17 protein-coding genes are annotated in these 18483 nt (G+C 43.9%); 2 read left to right on the forward strand and 15 right to left on the reverse strand.

Translation table 11 applies throughout. The features are described 5' to 3' along the window. Positions 1 to 21: 21 nt before the first annotated feature. Positions 22 to 1269, forward strand: a complete 1248-nt coding sequence (locus tag M2444_RS06625) for a glutamate-5-semialdehyde dehydrogenase (RefSeq protein WP_280786571.1) — start codon at positions 22 to 24, stop codon at positions 1267 to 1269. A 49-nt stretch (positions 1270 to 1318) separates the two neighbouring features. Beyond that, positions 1319 to 2188, forward strand: coding sequence for a pyrroline-5-carboxylate reductase (gene proC / locus M2444_RS06630; protein ID WP_094872578.1), 870 nt, complete (start codon positions 1319 to 1321; stop codon positions 2186 to 2188). A gap of 79 nt (positions 2189 to 2267) precedes the next feature. On the opposite strand, the gene M2444_RS06635 is transcribed toward proC, so the two are convergent. The 15 genes from M2444_RS06635 to M2444_RS06705 form a co-directional block, all read right to left on the reverse strand. Further along, on the reverse strand, positions 2268 to 2999 hold the full coding sequence (locus M2444_RS06635; RefSeq protein ID WP_094877081.1) for a hypothetical protein: 732 nt from the start codon (positions 2997 to 2999) through the stop codon (positions 2268 to 2270). After that, complete coding sequence (locus M2444_RS06640) at positions 2996 to 4099, reverse strand: hypothetical protein (RefSeq protein WP_094877082.1); 1104 nt, start codon at positions 4097 to 4099, stop codon at positions 2996 to 2998. Before M2444_RS06640 ends, M2444_RS06635 begins: the two co-directional genes overlap by 4 nt. Before the next feature lie 18 nt (positions 4100 to 4117). Further along, positions 4118 to 4606, reverse strand: coding sequence for a hypothetical protein (locus tag M2444_RS06645; protein WP_280786572.1), 489 nt, complete (start codon positions 4604 to 4606; stop codon positions 4118 to 4120). Then, positions 4603 to 5136, reverse strand: coding sequence for an RNA polymerase sigma factor (locus M2444_RS06650; RefSeq protein WP_280786573.1), 534 nt, complete (start codon positions 5134 to 5136; stop codon positions 4603 to 4605). The genes M2444_RS06645 and M2444_RS06650 overlap by 4 nt, the downstream gene beginning before the upstream one ends. A 148-nt stretch (positions 5137 to 5284) precedes the next feature. Then, positions 5285 to 6034 (reverse strand): DnaD domain-containing protein, encoded by a 750-nt coding sequence (locus tag M2444_RS06655; RefSeq protein ID WP_094872571.1) that lies wholly within the window; start codon positions 6032 to 6034, stop codon positions 5285 to 5287. A gap of 23 nt (positions 6035 to 6057) precedes the next feature. Continuing rightward, positions 6058 to 7356: an asparagine--tRNA ligase gene (gene asnS / locus M2444_RS06660; RefSeq protein WP_094877086.1), complete on the reverse strand. Its 1299-nt coding sequence runs from the start codon at positions 7354 to 7356 to the stop codon at positions 6058 to 6060. Positions 7357 to 7377: 21 nt separating this feature from the next. Beyond that, a complete protein-coding gene (locus M2444_RS06665) occupies positions 7378 to 8586 on the reverse strand; it encodes an acetate/propionate family kinase (protein WP_094872567.1) in 1209 nt (402 codons plus the stop codon). After that, positions 8583 to 9455, reverse strand: a complete 873-nt coding sequence (locus M2444_RS06670; protein WP_094872565.1) for a 3-hydroxyacyl-CoA dehydrogenase family protein — start codon at positions 9453 to 9455, stop codon at positions 8583 to 8585. Before M2444_RS06670 ends, M2444_RS06665 begins: the two co-directional genes overlap by 4 nt. 133 nt (positions 9456 to 9588) lie before the next feature. Further along, on the reverse strand, positions 9589 to 11091 hold the full coding sequence (locus M2444_RS06675) for an AAA family ATPase (protein WP_280786574.1): 1503 nt from the start codon (positions 11089 to 11091) through the stop codon (positions 9589 to 9591). After that, complete coding sequence (locus tag M2444_RS06680; RefSeq protein ID WP_094872562.1) at positions 11084 to 11626, reverse strand: hypothetical protein; 543 nt, start codon at positions 11624 to 11626, stop codon at positions 11084 to 11086. Before M2444_RS06680 ends, M2444_RS06675 begins: the two co-directional genes overlap by 8 nt. 405 nt (positions 11627 to 12031) lie before the next feature. Further along, positions 12032 to 12550, reverse strand: a complete 519-nt coding sequence (locus M2444_RS06685; RefSeq protein ID WP_094872560.1) for a cell wall elongation regulator TseB-like domain-containing protein — start codon at positions 12548 to 12550, stop codon at positions 12032 to 12034. A 169-nt stretch (positions 12551 to 12719) separates the two neighbouring features. Then, complete coding sequence (locus M2444_RS06690; protein WP_280786575.1) at positions 12720 to 14021, reverse strand: amidohydrolase; 1302 nt, start codon at positions 14019 to 14021, stop codon at positions 12720 to 12722. Further along, on the reverse strand, positions 14008 to 14661 hold the full coding sequence (locus M2444_RS06695) for a redox-sensing transcriptional repressor Rex (RefSeq protein WP_094872557.1): 654 nt from the start codon (positions 14659 to 14661) through the stop codon (positions 14008 to 14010). Before M2444_RS06695 ends, M2444_RS06690 begins: the two co-directional genes overlap by 14 nt. Before the next feature lie 131 nt (positions 14662 to 14792). After that, positions 14793 to 17654: an ATP-dependent DNA helicase DinG gene (dinG, locus tag M2444_RS06700; protein WP_280786576.1), complete on the reverse strand. Its 2862-nt coding sequence runs from the start codon at positions 17652 to 17654 to the stop codon at positions 14793 to 14795. 136 nt (positions 17655 to 17790) lie between these two features. Beyond that, positions 17791 to 18432: a tetratricopeptide repeat protein gene (locus M2444_RS06705; protein ID WP_042190119.1), complete on the reverse strand. Its 642-nt coding sequence runs from the start codon at positions 18430 to 18432 to the stop codon at positions 17791 to 17793. Between the last annotated feature and the right edge of the window lie 51 nt (positions 18433 to 18483).

Genomic DNA, 18483 nt, shown 5'->3' on the forward strand with positions numbered 1-18483 from the left:
TAAATTTAAGGAGGAATCGTCATGAGTGAAGTTGTCAATAAAGCAAAATTAGCCAAAGAAACCACCGGAATATTAGCTAGTCTAACAACTGGCCAAAAAAATGAAGCACTCCTAATTATGGCTGATGCACTACGCCGTGAAGCTCCCGCCATTATCGAAGCCAACGTGGAGGATCTGGAACGAGGAAGACTTAACGGGACCCCTGAGTCCATGCTTGACCGTCTCGCGTTAGATGTAAGCCGAATTAACGGCATTGCTGAAGGTCTGCAACAAATCGCAGTATTACCTGATCCTATCGGTGATACACTAGAAAGCATAGAACGCCCTAACGGCCTTAGCATCCAGAAGCTTCGCGTTCCGCTTGGTGTGATCGGCATTATCTATGAAGCACGTCCAAATGTGACTGTAGATGCTGCTGGTCTATGTCTCAAGACAGGCAACGCCGTAGTGCTGCGCGGTGGCTCCTCTGCCCTATCCTCCAACCGTAAGATTGTCGAGGTTCTGCACAGCGCTCTTGCTGAGACCTCAATGCCACCTAATGCCCTTCAGCTGATTGAAGACCCTAATCGTTCTTCGGTAGATGAAATGCTAAAGCTGAACGGACTTTTGGATGTGATCATTCCACGCGGAGGCAGCTCACTTATTCAAAATGTAGTGCTTAACGCAACAGTACCCGTCATTGAAACGGGAGCAGGCATCTGCCACACCTATCTCGATGCAAGTGCCTTGCCAGAAATGGCAAAGAACATAAGCTTGAATGCCAAAGCACAGCGACCTTCAGTATGTAATTCTATGGAGACACTGCTCGTTCATCGGGATTACGCAAACGAGTATCTGCTTTCTTTGGCCGAAGCTTTCCGTGATGTTAATGTTGAATTGCGTGGCTGCCAGGAAACATTATCCTTTGTCCCATGGGCATTACCTGCAACCTTAGAAGACTATGCCACAGAATATAACGATTATATCTTGAATATCAAAATTGTCAGCAATTTGGACGAAGCCATGTTGCATGTTGCTAAGTATGGAACAAAACATTCGGAATGTATCGTAACAGAAGATCAAGGAAATGCTGCACGCTTCTTACAAGAAATTGATGCTGCGGCTGTTTATCACAATGCCTCAACCCGTTTCACAGATGGCTTTGAATTTGGATTCGGTGCAGAGATCGGCATTAGTACACAGAAACTACATGCCCGTGGACCGATGGGTCTGCCTGCCCTTACTTCAACTAAGTATAAGATTTACGGAACAGGTCAAATTCGGGGTTAGTGTCCACGCTTCTGTTTTCAATCTCACAACTTTTAGGAGGATTTTAGCCATGTGTCAGCAACCTTCCATTCCACTTATGAATCATAATATTGTATTTTATGGCGCAGGCTCCATGGCAGAAGCCATCGTTCGCGGGATGATTAGCCGCAGTATCGTGAAATCCGATCATGTTATTATGCTTAATCGCAGCAGTAGTGAACGCCTGGCAGAATTAAGAAGCCGATACGGTGTAATGGGTACAAATGATCCTGAGCAAAAAATAGATTATCTAAAGAATTCACCAGTAATCGTGTTAGCTATGAAACCAAAAGACGCTGCAGAAGCGCTACGAGGAATAGGTCCTCTTCTTTCTCCTGATCAGATCATAGTCTCTGTAATCGCTGGATTGTCTATTCGAACGATGCAAGGACTGCTTGGCAAAGAGCAACCTATCGTCCGTACAATGCCGAATACTTCCAGTTCCATTGGTCTCGGGGCCACTGGCATAGCCTTCTCCAAAGAAGTTGATGAGAAAGGCCGACGCCTTGCACTCAACATCTTTGAAGCTGTTGGACTTACAACCGTCATTGATGAAGAACGCATGGAAACCTTGACAGGTATCTCCGGCAGTGGACCTGCCTATATTTATTACATGATGGAAGCAATGATCGCCGCAGGTATCCGTGGTGGATTGCCGCTTGAACAAAGCACACAGCTAACTGTCCAAACAGTGCTAGGCGCTGCCAGAATGGTACAACAAACGGGTGAGGAGCCAGCTGCACTTCGTAAGAAGGTCACATCCCCGAATGGCTCTACACAAGCAGCAATAGAAGTGCTGGAGCACGGAGAATTCTTTGAAACTGTCATTGCGGCAGTCAACCGATGTGCCGAACGTTCCCGCGAAATGGGCGCGGCGCTTGAAAAAGAGCTGCATTCGTAACCTAAAATTCCTTATCTTTCAAAAAAGATCGCTTCCCAGACCAACTTGGTCAGGAAGCGATCTTTTTTTGAAGTTAAGGCTATGATTTGCCCGATACGACATTTCCATAAGTATCTCGAACAATCACTTTAACATTAGCCGGAGCCCCAACAGTCACGTCAAGGTTGTTCCTAGAATTATCAAATAGCAAATCTCTAGGAGTTTCCCCTAAAATGATGTATAGCGTATTCCCGACATGCTTAGTCTGAAGCAGTTGTTGCTCTTGTGCTTCTTTTAGCTTCCCTTTATTTGTAGAATAACTTCCAAATACATTCAGCTCGTGCCCACCCGTTTGATCCACTTTAATCCCGTAAGGCTCGGCAGCTTGGACAATGATGGTACTAACGCCGTCTGGAACGGTTCCCTGCCAATCAGGTAATGTATAACTTTCCTCCACAGCTGAGACGGTACGGCGAAATTCCTGAGTTAATCCTAAGGAACTAAATCCCGCAAAAATCAGACAACATACAGATATAAACCCTACGAAAAGAATACTTAACACGTCATAATACATTTTTCCTTTTCCACGAAACCATAAAGTGTATATCACTATTTCCAAACCTAACAATATAAAAATGACCGGCCACCAAGCAAGCGTCGTCTCAAACACTTCCGCTCCCTTCCACTGCGAGACCATAATTAAAGCCCCCAGAAATAAAAGGCTCAGTCCCATCGATAATGTCCCTACACGCCAGCGTCTTGATTTATCTTCAGTGACTGGACGCTCGCTTGGAACAATGACTCCCTGCTGTAATTCAGTCGGATTATTCAAGAATGACCACCTGTCCCTTTTCTCCCTTTATTGTTCTTACTTCCCGCCATCAGCTTCAAACCACCGCCAATTAATAGCACAGATACGATAATGGTTCTGAAATATTCATTGACTATATACTCCAAATGCCATTCAGGAAATCTGATATCAAGCGCAGGAACTGCGACATTCACTACAATGTAATACAATCCTAGACACAATAATGCAGCTCCAAGCCACCCTTGATGATTTAAGAATCCTTCGATAACTGGCTTATCCTGCAAGGGCTCCCGACCATGTCGGCTGACAAGCTGTAAGCCATCGAACAAACTGTAGAACCAAATGACTGGGATCAGGAAGAAGAGCAATGTTAATCGCAGTAGATCCATGACATAAATACTTCCCAGGAATAGCAGCATGAGCTGTAAACCTCTTTTTTGCAGCCCTAGATACATTTGTCCAGCACCTGGAAAAGCAGAAAGCAGCGTTGCCAAAACTTTGCTGCGGCGCCCCTCCTCACGACCCGCCTCCATCTCTTCGAATAAAGTCCGATCTACCATCTCTTCTCCAGCTTGCTTGCGATGGATTAACTGAACCGCATCAAACATGCAATACAACCAGATAACGGGTAATACGCCAAACAAGAGAAGAAAAGCGTCACTAGACGTAATTCCAGCCAGGAATAACATCACGGTCATAAAACCGAAGAAAGAAATGAGGAAGGATAACCCTCGCTGCATCAGCCCCATATGAAAATGACCTAATCCTGGAATGAACGATAATAAGATTACATGGACACGCTCATTATCCGCAGTTTTAACGGGCACCGAAATAAAATCAACCCTCGATCCATCTGGAGCCATCGCCGGAGCAGGCATCTGCAGCATTTTTACCACCAGATGCACCATAGAAACTGTCCCAATAAGTAGGAACCCCATCACACCCATTATTAAAATATCCTCAGCGCCTTCAGCCACAGCTATCAAGAATGACATAAATAAGATGCCAAAGCTTAACAGAAGATAAACAATGCCTTGTGGACGTTTTCCGATATAATAATGACCTGCTCCAGGAATCAAATTAAGAAAAAAGGCCTTTAAATTACTACGCTGCTGTTGCATGTTTCATTTCTCCTCTCATCACTTTCTGTTGCCCATTAGCTGATCCAACCATCCGCTAGTTGCCTGTATGACTTGCTCGCTAAATGACGGTAAATTATCTTTTTTAGGGATCATAAGCTCCATTTGACCTGTGTGCAGCTTATCAAACATGCCAGAGGACATGATCAACAGCGTAAGTGACGCGGCAACAGCATAATGAAAGATTGTTTTTTCATACCAGCGATATCGCCGTCCACCTTCTTCAACCGCCACTTGTTCCAATAATGCTGAAGATTCCGCCATTGGTTTAACCCATGCTCCCATAATTCTCTCTGTAAAAGCAGACGAATTCTCCAATGAAGGCAGTTCCTCTTGTAGCTCATCCAACATTTCCATATATGAAGTAAGACTTTCTTCATCTTCCAGCAGTAGCTGTTCCCAATCTTCTCTCATCGCCTCTTCCATATGACCTTCAATATAAGCTTTTGCTTGTTCCCTTTGGATTGGATCGTCTCCATGCTTCATCATAGCCATTCGTCCTCCTTCCAATGATTTCGAATCCATTGTCTTGCCCTATATAATCTGGACTCTACCGTCTTCAGGCTAATTCCCTGCTCTGCAGCAATCTGATCATATTTTTTATGTTCCAGATAATAAGCCACCATAATTTCACGATGAGTTTCAGGCAGGCTATTGATTTCAACCAGCAGCCGATCCATCCGATCACGGCGTATAACACCTGACAACACATCCTCCTCGTTGGAAGCGGTCTGGCTCAGTACAAGCTCATAGTCAACGGGTAGTTCTCTGAGTCGATCACGTTTACGCTTAGCATCTATTGCCTTATTTAAGGCGATCCGTGTAATCCATGACTTCAAGCCTTGATAACGGTATTCAGGGAGAGATTTGTACATCTGTAAAAAAGCTTCCTGAGCAGCATCTTCAGCCATCCTGACATCGCGTAATACAGAATAAGTAACTTTGTATATTTGCTGACTGTATGTATTCACAAATTGGCGGAAGGCCTCTTCGTCTCCTTGGCAAATTCGCTTGATCAATAACTCATCATCAATGACTCTCCCCTCCTTCCCACAGCAATAGACGCTCTCAATTATAACTACCCCTGCACTTTTTTTATAAAATATTAAAAAGAACCGTACTGACTTTAGCGATGGGCTAAAGCAATACGGTTCTCTCCAAAATGATCTATCTTCCGCCATTGCGGAACTTTTGTGTATAGTCCTTAACATCCTGAGCGTTCTTGACCCGGTTACGGGCCCATTCCAGCAATATTCGATCAATATAACGGAAATGAACCTTTCCTGCAAATACAGATTCCTTCAGTGCTAACAGAATCAGCTCCTCGGGATACCGGTCTTGATCCACCCAACTAGATATCGTCTCACACTCCATCGGAGATAACGGACGACCGAATTCCTTTTCGAAAATACTGAACAGATTCCGGCTTTCCTCTTCAGCTCCAAGTTGAGAAGGAGATGAGGGAGGCGTTCCGAATCCGCCCCCTGAAGCAGCCCGCGGTGCCGACGTTGCATAGCCACCTGCGTGCTTATCTTGCTCATGTTCTTGAACAACTGTCGCTAGATAAGCACCAAGCTTTCCGTATAACCCTGAGAAATTGTAGCGTTCATAATGGATGTCTCTTAGCTCATCGTTGTCTCCATCGATGCTAATAAAACCTTCCTTCATAAGCTTCTGCAATTCTCCTGCTAGAACAGAAATGCTACGGCCTGTTACAACCTGAAGCTCCTCAAGAGAAGGGAAATCAATCCCTTCCACCTGCCTGAAAGAAAGCAGATGTATCAGCAGCATCGCTTCACTTCCGCTTAAATTGAGCTTCCGGTAATACTTCAGTAATGCGTAAGGTATGACGGCCATTCCGTTCTCCAGACCGAAGGAGACGCCTTCGCCCCAGGTACTCCATCCTTTGCCGTCCATGAACGTCCCCCTTTAAATATAAATTATGGGTAGAGACGGTACAGTGTACGCGGGAATGGAATAGTCTCACGTACATGGTCAAGACCACAGATCCATGCTACAGTACGCTCAAGTCCAAGTCCAAAACCAGAGTGAGGTACTGATCCGTAAGTACGCAGATCCATGTACCATTTGTAAGAGTCCATTGACAAGTTATGCTCTTTATAACGCTCTTCAAGCAGTGCAGGATCATCGATCCGCTGAGAACCACCAATAATCTCACCGTAGCCTTCTGGAGCGATCATATCCGCACACAGCACGACTTCCGGACGATTTGGATCTGGCTTCATGTAGAACGCTTTGAAAGAAGCAGGGTAATGAGTGATAAATACAGGTTTATCGTATGCTTCTGCGATTGCTGTTTCGTGAGGTGCACCGAAATCATCGCCCCAAGAGATATCTTCAAAGCCTTTATCGTTCAAGAACTTAATTGCATCGTCATAAGTAATACGTGGGAATGGGGCTTTAATATTCTCCAGTTTGGAAATATCGCGACCTACCGTTTCCAACTCTGCACGGCAATTCTTCAATACGGATTGCACTACGAAGCTAATGAACTCTTCCTGTACTTTCAAGCTTTCTTCGTGATCTGTAAAAGCCATTTCTGGCTCGATCATCCAGAACTCGATTAAGTGGCGGCGAGTCTTTGATTTCTCCGCACGGAAAGTGGGTCCAAAGGAATAGACACGGCCCAGGGCCATTGCCGCAGCTTCCATATACAACTGTCCGCTTTGTGTTAGATAGGCATCCTCATCGAAGTACTTCGTGTGGAACAAGTTAGTAGTTCCTTCTGCTGACGTTGGCGTCAGAATCGGAGGATCAACCTTTGTAAATCCACTCTCGTTGAAGAACTGTTGAATTGCACGAATAATTTCCGCGCGAATTACCAGAACAGCCCGTTGCTTCGAGGCACGTAGCCAGAGGTGACGGTGATCCATCAAGAAATCTACGCCATGCTCTTTCGGAGTAATTGGATAATTCTCTGTAAGATGCAGGACTTCAATTCCAGTTACAGTCATTTCAAAACCTGATTGACTGCGAGGTTCCTCGCGAATAATTCCGGTCACATACAAAGAACTTTCTTGTGTGAGGCTCTTAGCTGCATCCCATACCTCTTCAGGTACTTCAGATTTCACTACAACTCCCTGAATATAACCTGTACCATCACGAAGCTGCAGGAACTGAATTTTACCACTGGAGCGCTTGTTGTTTACCCAACAACCGATAACAACACTCTCTCCAACATGTTCATTCACGTTCTTAATTACACTCTTGTTAGCCATGCCTTCAATCTCTCCTCTAATTTAGCCGTTAATTCCTTGCACAATACGGTGTGTATCACGTGCAATGACAAGTTCTTCGTTTGTCGGAACTACTAGCACTTGTACCTTAGAATCTACCGTAGAGATACGACGTGGATCGCCGGAACGAACTTTGTTAGCTTCAGCATCCAACTCAATACCCAAGAAAGTAAGGTTATTTAGCAGTTTCTCACGAAGCAATGAAGCATTTTCACCAACACCGGCAGTAAATATGATCGCATCTACACCGTTCATCGCAGCCGTATATGAACCGATATACTTGCGCAAGCGGTACTCATACATTTCAAAAGCTAGCGTGGAATTAGGCTCACCTTTTTCCATACCATCAATAATATCACGCATGTCACTGCTTACGCCCGAAATGGCTAAGAGACCACTATGTTTATTCAACATGGAGTTCACTTCACCTACGGACAATTCTTCCTTGTTCATCACGTAAGGGACAATTGCTGGGTCAAGATCACCACTACGAGTACCCATCATCAAACCTTCCAGAGGGGTCATACCCATGGAAGTATCCACGGACACTCCACCTTGAACTGCAGTTACACTACCGCCGTTACCAATATGACAAGTAATGATCTTCAGATCTTCCAGCGGACGCTCCAAGTACTCCGCAGCAGCCTTGCTTACGAAGTCGTGTGATGTACCGTGTGCGCCATAACGACGAACTTTATATTTATTGTACAGTACTCTAGGAATAGCGTACATATAAGCTTTTTCAGGCATAGTTTGGTGGAATGCAGTATCGAATACAACAACCTGCGGTACACCCGGCATATTTACTTCAGAAGCCGTAATCCCCATCATTGCTGCCGGGTTATGCAGTGGTGCAAGGTCAAACAATTGACGAATTTTCGTTTTTGCGTCAGCATCCACAAGAGCGGAGGCCTTGAAGAACTCACCACCATGTACTACACGGTGACCTACAGCATCAATTTCTTTAATGGATTCAATAACACCATGCTCTTTGTCTGTAAGACAGGCAATGACTTTACGGATTGCAGTATTATGTTCCAGAATTTCGCTTACTTCTGTCACTTCCGCTTTGCCAGTCGGTTTATGATTCAGAATGGAGGAATCCATTCCAATACGTTCAACCAGACCTTTAGCCAAAACCGATTCATCAGTCATGTTATACAGCTGATATTTCAATGAAGAACTACCTGAGTTAATAACTAGAATATTCATACACGGTCACCATCCTTGTCGTACTTGAAGAAGCCTTCTCCTGATTTCATACCCAGTTGTCCTGCACGTACCATCTTTTTAAGAATAGTAGAAGGACGGTATTTCAGTTCTCCGTATTCACGGAACATATTTTCGAGTGCAGCAAGTACCGAATCCAGGCCGAATCTGTCAGCCATTTCAAGCGGTCCATATTGGAATTGATAACCAATACGCATAGCATCGTCAATATCCTGTGCAGAGGCAACGCCTTCTTGCAGCACATGCATAGCTTCATTGATGAACAAGCAAATGAGGCGTGATGTTACAAATCCTGGGGATTCATAAATCATTACACCTTTTTTCTCAACAATCTCATCAACAAAGGCTTTTGTATCTTCAAAAGTAGCATCTGAGGTTTTCAGACCGCGTACAATTTCAACAAGATCTACTTTAGCTACAGGATATATGAAATGCATACCGATAACGCGTTCCGGATACATTGTAGAACTTGCAAGTTCAGTCAAGCTAAGTGTTGACGTATTGCTGGCAAGAATAATGTGGTTTGGACATACTTGATCCAGTTGATTCAAAATCTTTTTCTTTTCTTCCAAATCCTCAACGATTGTTTCGATAACCATGTCACAAGAGCTAAGCTCCGCGAAATGTGTCACTTTTTGAATGCGGCTAAGAATCAACTTCTTCTCAGCTTGAGTGATCGCCCATTTCTCCAGTTGCTTATCTAGACTTGTCTCGATCATTTCGTAAGAGTAGTCCAGTTTCTCTGCGGTTTTCTCCACCAGCAATACATCCAGGCCTTTGGCTGCTAACATTTCAGCAATACCTTGTCCCATTGTGCCACCGCCGATGACACCTATTTTTTTGAAATTCATAAAAAAGTCTCCATCCTTTCAGGTATCTATACTTTTGTATTGTACCTTGTCTGTCGCAAAAATTTATAAAGCCCGACATATAATGATATCTTAGCATGCCTGAAAAGTAAAAAAAAATAACCAGCATAAATATTTATGCTGGTAAAAGGACGCTGTCACGAAATTGACATCGAAATTGCTCTCCAGAGAGTACTTCTTCCTTCATTAAAATGTCAAGAGAGTAATCAAATACATTTCGTTGCTTTTCAAGGTGCTCATGAGTACGAACCATCAGTTCATCCAATATCTTACTATTTTCCTTCATAAGCTCTTCAGTGGTAACCATTTCCAGCTTGGCGATACCCAGCGAAGTTAAACCTGACTTCATCATCGTTTCCACAATATTCAGCGCCTGATCAAAGTCACCCCGCGAACCTGTGCTTCGTCCGCCATAATACATCTCTTCAGCCGCCGCTCCACCAAGTGCAATCATAATCTGATCTTCCAAATAATCTTTGGTGTACAAATACTGCTCTTGCTGAGGATTATGCCGCACATAACCAAGGGCTTGCCCACGTGGAGTCAATGTAACCTGACTGACGCTTCCGGGACGCAGGAGCTCTGCCATAATGGCATGTCCCAATTCATGAATGGCGACCCGCTTTTTCTCTTCGTGATTGGTTTCTCGATCCGTTTTTTCACCCATCATTACCTTGTCAATTGCCATCGACAGATGCCGCTGCTCAACTTTCGTCAAGTCCTCACGCATCATATAAATCGCAGCCTCATTCATGACACTTTCAATCTGAGCACCGGAAAAGCCATAGGCTTCTTCTGCGATTTTATCGAGACTCACTTCTTCATGAAGAGGTTTATTCTTAGCATGCAATTCCAGAATCGATTTGCGGCCCTTCTTGTCAGGCATGTCCACTTGAATATGACGATCAAACCGTCCAGGACGTAGCAATGCCGAATCCAGCATCTCTTTGCGGTTCGTTGCAGCTACCAACAGAATACGCGGTGTCTCATTATTATAAATACCATCCATTTCAGTCAGCAGCTGATTTAAGGTCTGATCATATTCACGCTGCTGCCCACCTTCACGCTTACCGCCAATTACATCAATTTCGTCTATGAAAATAATAGCGCTTTGCTTGTTCTCTTTAGCGGCACGGGTACGTGCATCCTTAAACAAATCACGAATACGGCCAGCACCGACACCCACATACATTTCCACAAATTCACTGCCTGATGCAGCTACGAATACTGAGTTTGTATAATGGGCTGCCGCTCTAGCCATAAGGGTCTTACCTGTTCCTGGAGGGCCTGTAAGCAGAATCCCTTTCAAAGGACGAATCCCAAATTTACTGATTTCCTCATGCCGGATCAAGAAATCGAGTGCTTCACGGAGCTCCTGCTTTGCATTGTCTTGCCCACCAATTTCTTCAAAAGTGAGTTTTGAAGGTCCTTCCTTCTTGCGTTTCTTTCCAGCACCGGCGTTCACCGTAAGCCCGCCACGTAAATGAGCAATGATAAGTAGTGCAGTAAGCATCCCAGCTGCTATAACTATAGGGAATATATTAATACCTAAAAAAGCCATGAAAATAAACAGTACAGGAATAAATCCGATTAAAATTTCTTTAAGGTATTTAGGCATTATTCCATACCCCCAAGGTCGCAGGTTTGCGTGGTAAAATTATAAATTTGCTTTCTTTCCCGTTACTCAAGCTTACATACACGTTTGTGTCGTCGATTTCAGTTGTTGCTATCACATCTTTATAGTCGGTATTCTGCTCTTTCAATCTATCAAGTTCAGCAGGTATAAGAGTATATTTACGGCTCTCCATCGCTTCAGCTACAGAGAACAACGCTTTATCCCAGTAATTATCCAATAATTCACTGGAGTTTTGCTCCACATCCAGTTTAAGTTTACGTCCCTCAATCACTGATTTTCCTTCTTTGGAAACATACGATACCAGATCACGTAAATTCGTGCCCGGCTGTAATTCAAGTTTCAAAGTGACCTCATCACGGTTAATACTAATATGTGAAGTATTCACTCCTTCATAGCCTGATACTATCTTTTGGAGTGGTTCCTGTAAAGCAAACTGACGATATAAAAAGAATCCTCCGAATAATAGCGTAGCGGACAGTAGAGACGTTATCAGTACAGGTACAAGACGTAATTTCAAGAAACGTCCTCCTCTCAAAGATGACAAAACGATAAACAGGATGATCCAAAATCACAGCCGTTAATGCTCATCAGAGCCTAACGTTCTACTACTACTCTTCTAATTACAAACAGTAGTATATCACAGGTGTATATACGAAAATGATAAAAAGTGTGAATATATTTAAAATTTTATTTTTTAAATATTTCCATTTCATTAAAAATATTGATTTATTTCGACAAAAACAGGCCTTTATCTCTAATTAACAGGCCTATTTTCGTATGCGGTTTTGACGACAATATATAAAAACTACTCTTATAGTATATCACATTACGTATACTTTTAGTGTATCAATCTAATATGTTATATAAAAACAAGCGAACCATAAATAGTCCGCTTGTTTCTCCTAAAGTAATTTTGTTTAACTTAGCGGCTAGGTAAACTGTATCCTTCACCCATTCGAGCCCCATCTGAGAACCGATAAAATTGATAATAATACCGACCGCTTTGTTTATAAAAAAGCTGCCAAGCATACTCTCCGTTATACACCCCCGGTAACAACCGTTCAATGCTAATATCCGGGAGATCGGCTTTTATAAGACTACGCATTTTTTCTTCAGAGGTCCCTTTACTTAGTTCCTCGGCGAATACTGCGTCGGCGCCTTCGGCAAACTTCCCATCTACAGTAAAGCGTACCCAAACCATCAACTCGGTCCCGGATTCATTCTTCCCTGTTAAGACCCAGTAGACTGCATTTTCATCCCACACGGATTTCTGTGCTTTAGTTACCTCTGTTAGACCCGCGCTGGTTTTGGCGACATCCTTAGCGATATCTCGCTCGTTCCATTGATCTTTCATAATATAAGCATAGAACTGGATGAGTCCGAACAGAAGGAGCAGAATCAGAACTGACCCCAGGAGGATCCATTTTTTCCTTTTCTTCAAGGTACAGCTCCCTTTCTAGTAATATATCTTTTTTGATTATATAACACACCCGTGTGTTTATCCAAAGTTTCATATCTCTTTCAATGATCTAATGATCAGAAACACAAAAGGCTGTAACTTTGCAATTGCAGAAAGTCACAGCCTTTCAGTTATTTGTTATGATCTTAGACTATCGTTTAAGCAGTCCATCAAAGGCTTCTTGCGCCTTACGACGGATGGCTTCCTCATCTAGCGTTACACATTGTCCATGTTTAACAACCTGTTTACCATTCACCCATACATGCTCAACATCCTTGGCACTGGCAGAATAAACAGCGTGAGACAACAGATCTGTGTGTGGGAGCAAATGCGGCTGGTCTATATCAATAGCAATAAAGTCAGCTTTCATACCTACAGCGAGTCTACCCACATCATTTAAAAAGATAGACTTCGCGCCATACTCCGTAGCCATACGTAGAGCTTCCGGAGCCGGAACAGCCGTAGGATCACCACTTACACCTTTATGGATGAGTGCTGCAAGACGCATTTCTTCAAACATATCCAAATTATTATTACTTGCCGCTCCATCTGTACCCAGTGACACCTTCACTCCGGCCTTTAGAAGATCCGTAACTCGAGCAACTCCACTAGCCAGCTTAAGATTGCTTCCAGGGTTATGGGATACACCTACATCATGACGAGCCAGTATCTCGATCTCTTCATCATTCAAATGAATACCATGAGCGATTATAGACGGACGTGTGAACATTCCAAGCTTCTCTAAATGCGCTACTGGTCGCAGTCCGTAATCCACCACATTCTGCTCCACTTCGCGTTTCGTTTCGGACATATGGGTATGCATCGGTAAATTCAAATCATGAGCCGCCTGCACAAACTTAACAAAGAAGTCTGGTGGGCATGTATATGGGGCATGTGGCGAGATCATTGTCGTAATTCTACCTTCAGCCTTACCATGCCAGTTACGCGCAAAAGAAACCGCTTCCGCAAGCTTCTGATTTTGTACTTCTTCTGGACATAGACCGATTACGCCTCTCATTAATACGGAACGAATACCTGATAATTCGACGACCTCCGCTACTCGGTCCATATGATCATACATATCCAGGAAGGTTGTAGTGCCACCTTTCAGCATTTCAAGTACAGACAAGGAGGTTCCCCAGTATACATCTTCTCCGGTGAACTTCTCTTCCATCGGCCACATCTTCTCCTGAAGCCACACCTGAAGCGCTAAGTCATCTCCATAACCACGAAGCAATGACATTGCGGCATGGCCATGCGTGTTTACCAGACCTGGCATAAACAACAGACGACTGCCATCAACAACTTGCACATCGTCTTCTATTAAAGGCTCTTCTTTTCCTATGTAAGTGATCAAATCATCTTCAATAGTCATATATCCACTAAGAACCGGCTCATCCGTTCCCGGAGTAAGAAAACGCCCGCCCTTGATAATCGTTTTATTGCTCTTCATTTCTGCTTTCTTCCTTTCCATCCTTCAAATAATAAGCAAGGCTTTGCAAATCTGTTGTAAAATCAGCAGCATGAACCCGGATATTCGATGGTGTTTTTAGAATCACTGGTGCAAAATTTAAAATCGCCTCAATGCCAGACTCAATGAGAATATCCGCTACATTCTGCGCTTCTGAATCAGGTACTGTAATTATCCCAATTCGAATACCTTGCTCACGAACCGTCTGACCAAGCTCCTCCATCGGTTGAACGGTAAGTGAGTTGATTTTCCGCCCTACCTTAGGCGCATAGGAATCAAATATAGCGGTAATCTTCATAGTATCTTTCAAATAAGCATTATAATTAGATAATGCATGTCCAAGGTTACCGGCACCCACTAAAGCCACATTCAGTTGTTGATCCAGCTTCAGAATATGACGGATTTTCTCAATAAGATAAGTTACGTCATACCCGATACCTTTTCTGCCGAAATCTCCAAAATAAGCTAAATCTTTGCGAATTTGAGCGGGATTCAAATCAAGTTTCTGTCCTAGCTCTTGAGAGGAAACGGTTAATATTTCACGTTTCTGAAGATCATTTAGGAAACGTAAGTACACAGGAAGTCTGCGAACAACGGCTTCTGATATTTTTTCCGATTTCATAATTTACCTCCTAATGTAAGTAATATTCTTTACTAACCTTATACTAATTCGTGTACCTCGTCTCAATGAAGAGCGGTATTCTTATACCGCCCTTCATTGTAGAGTGATTAATATGATCGATGACGTTCTTTTTAAGAAACGCCTCCGTCTTCCAACCACTCCGCTATACGAGGAACCATTTGATCCGTAAGCATATGCTCCATTTTTGGGCCAGGCAACGAATAGAGGAAATATTTCCCATAGTGAGATTCGATCACCCTGGTGTCATACACAATAACAATACCCCGATCTTGCGCTGTCCGCACCAGCCTTCCAAATCCTTGCTTAAAGCGAATAACCGCCTGAGGAACAGACAACTTCATGAACGGATTCTTTTTCTGGGCTTGTAATAACTCAGACTTCGCTTCCGCTAGGGGGTGGTTTGGCGGTTGAAACGGGAGCCTCACGATGGCCAAGCATGTTAATGCTTCACCCGGAATATCAACACCCTCCCAAAAGCTGCTTGTTCCTAACAGTACAGAGGCTGCACTGTCCTGAAAACGGCGGATCAGCTTGCTACGGCTGCCCCCCTCCACGCCTTGACCCAGCACCGTGATCTCTTGTGAGGCTAGAGCCTCTTTCAAAGGATCGTAAACCTGGCGTAACATCTTGTAAGAAGTAAACAGGACAAGCATCCGCCCGCGTGTTGTAGTCGCTGCTTCTGCTAGTGATTGTACGAGTGTATCAACAAATCGGGCATCGCCCACACTGCCCTTCACACTAGGGAAATCCCGTGGAATAACTAACAGCGCCTGCTCCCGATACTTAAAAGGAGAAGGCAGGAGTGATGTCATCAGACGCCCCTCTTCCGCAGCTTCATTAAGTCCGAGATTATCAATCATAAACTGGAACGATTTATCAACAGAGAGTGTCGCCGAAGTTAGCACGATACTTTTCTTTTTGTCGAAAAACAGCTCCTTAAGCTGAGTACTGACATCAACAGGAACGGCATACAGCTGTAGCGATTTACTGCGATAATTTCCATTCGCCTCCAGCCAATATACTACATTCTCATCGTTTAATCCCATAAAAAACCGTACTTGCTCACGTATTGAAGCTAAATCCTTAAATAAGCCGCTAATATCGGTAACTAGACTATCTGAGGAAGATTGACCTTCTTGATCTCGCATTTCATTAAGCATTTTATCACCTTTACGGATAATTTCGCTTAATGTCAGATTCATAGTATTCTCTAAAGCAACCAATTCATCCCAATCTTTCGGTTTACGGGTAGGAAGTAGCCGCATGACTAACTGGCCAGCTTCTCCCGCTGCTGCATCGCTGCGTTCCGGCAAGAGGCTGAATAGTTTATCACTAAGCAGATCCCAGGTTTCTTTTATGGTAAGCAGGTCCGGATAGATTCTATCGATCACTCCGCTCCATTCAGAAGCTTCCTCACTGCCTGATGACTGAAGCATTTGGCGAAGCGTAGGAAGTTGGCCATTTCGACTATCCTTATAAAGACGCGATAGTGTATGTGCCACCGTGAAATGCTTCATATGCATGCCTAAATGCTTGCCAGCCACGTCCTCCAGATGATGGGCCTCATCAATTACAAGATGTTCATAAGCCGGAAGTAGCTGGTGCCCAGCCTTAACATCTGCGAAAAGCTTAGAGTGGTTCGTAATGACTACGTCTGCAATACCAGCTTCATGCTTTGCCCGATGGTAATAACACTTACGGAACCAAGGACAGGAGCGCCCCAGACAAGAATCGGTATCGCTAGCCACCGTCTCCCAGAAATCTCCTCCACGACCGCTTAAGTTGAGCTCTTCGTCATCTCCTGATTCGCTTTGCGTCAGCCAAACGATCATCTGAGCCGCAGTAAGCGCATCTTCCCTCGGACTGACAAAGTCTTTTTTATTAATTTTATGTTCGAACTTACGAAGACACAAATAATGCCCTCTGCCCTTAAAAATTGCAGCTTTAAATGGAAATGGAACTACCTGTGTTAATAAAGGAATATCCCGCTCACGCAATTGATCCTGCAGATTAATAGTATGAGTGCTGACCATAACTTTTTCATTCGTGCGAACGCTTTGGTATATGGCAGGCAACAAATAACCAAGTGATTTGCCGGTTCCTGTCCCTGCTTCGATCAATAGATGTTTGTCTTCGGCAAGTGCCGTCATTACCTCTTTGATCATAATATCCTGAGCTTCTCGGCTTTCATACTGCGGCAAAGTTTCTTTAAGTCGTTTCGTTACTTCATCCATATAATCTGTAAAAGATAAATTCTGTAGCGGATTCTCAGCATGCTCGTCTCGAGGTGGAGCTAATTCGTTCCAGTCTCCTACAGCAAGCGCTAATTGACGATAAAAAGTCAGATCACCTTCGGGCTGAAGCGTCTCCGCTTCCCGTTCACGCAGCAGACCATCGAAATACCAACCAAGATCACTATCCTCTTCCGTAAACAGCTCACAGAGTCTCTGGATCGTCAGCAGAGGCAAATCGTAGAGCTCCTCCAGACATTTCAGCAATACAAGAGCAGTTGCGAGTGCATCACTGTCTGCCTGATGCGGACGCTCATGCGTCACACCAAAATGTGCACTAACTGATCCTAGTTGATAGGATGTGAGGGAAGGAAAGCAGATTTTCAGAAAATCAATCGTATCTAAAATCCGTCCTTGAAATGGTAAATACCCACATCGGTCTAAAGCATTTTGCAAAAAATGGAAGTCGAATGCGACATTATGCCCTACAAGCACAACATCATCCAAGAGTGGAACAAGCTCCATCATCATCTCATCCAGCTCAGGTGCATCCTTTACATCATCGTCGGTAATCCCCGTTAGACCAGTTATAAAAGGAGGTATCGGCGTTCCGGGCTTGACGTAGGAACCATATACCCGGGAGATGGACCGGTCTTCTTCTATAATTGCAAGGCCAACCTGGATGATTTCACCCACGGATTGGGTTCCCGTTGTTTCAAAATCAAGCACGGCAAATTTCATTATAATTCTATTCCCTTTCAATTGAGACTCTTAATCAGCATAACAGAAGTTGCGAAAAAAGGCGATGCACACCACTGGTTCAGGGGATGCATCGCTTGAATGAAAATGCGGAATAATAAACCGTAAACGTAATAATTTACAATAATGAAACAAGCTGATTTCCGAAATGAAGCTTACCTCCTCGGCGGCGGCAAACCTCCAAATTCACAGTCGGTTCAGGAAGAGCCGGGTCAAGTTGCAAAGAAAGGCCAAACAGCTCCTGTGCTTCATTGAAACGTTCCTGTGAGGCCCGGATACAGCCTAAAGCATTATACACCATGGCTTTGAGCTTGGTTTCCCTTATCAAACCGAGCATATGGTTCAGATGACTCCAAGCAGCCTCCCCTTCCCCTTCTTGAAGGTAAGAGATGGCTAAATATAATCGAGCAGCCAGGCTATCCGGATATTGTACAATAACTTCCTTAAACTGCTCAATACATTTTCCATACATCAAGAGCTTATAATACCCCTGACCTCTGACAAAAGTATCCATGCACAGCTCGGGTGCTTCCTGCTCTGGCACTTCCTCTTCGACCACAGTCGTAAAATCTACACTTTCACGAAAGTGGCTTAGCTTCTCTGCAAAGGCCAGCCATTCATCCATGACTTTATCGCTAAGTCGATGCAGCATATTATAATTGCATAAAAGCTCATTCCGGCGGGCACCCTCCGCTGTAGGGTAATCTGTAACGATCTCCTGAAGCACCTTGTTCATTTCAGCAAACAAATGTTGAAACATGGGCTATCCCCCCTTACTGAAGATGAAATCAGTTCAGCTTGCCTGACTTCA

It is taken from the genome of Paenibacillus sp. PastF-3, assembly GCF_029893135.1.
GTDB classification, from domain to species: domain Bacteria; phylum Bacillota; class Bacilli; order Paenibacillales; family Paenibacillaceae; genus Paenibacillus_AQ; species Paenibacillus_AQ nitricinens.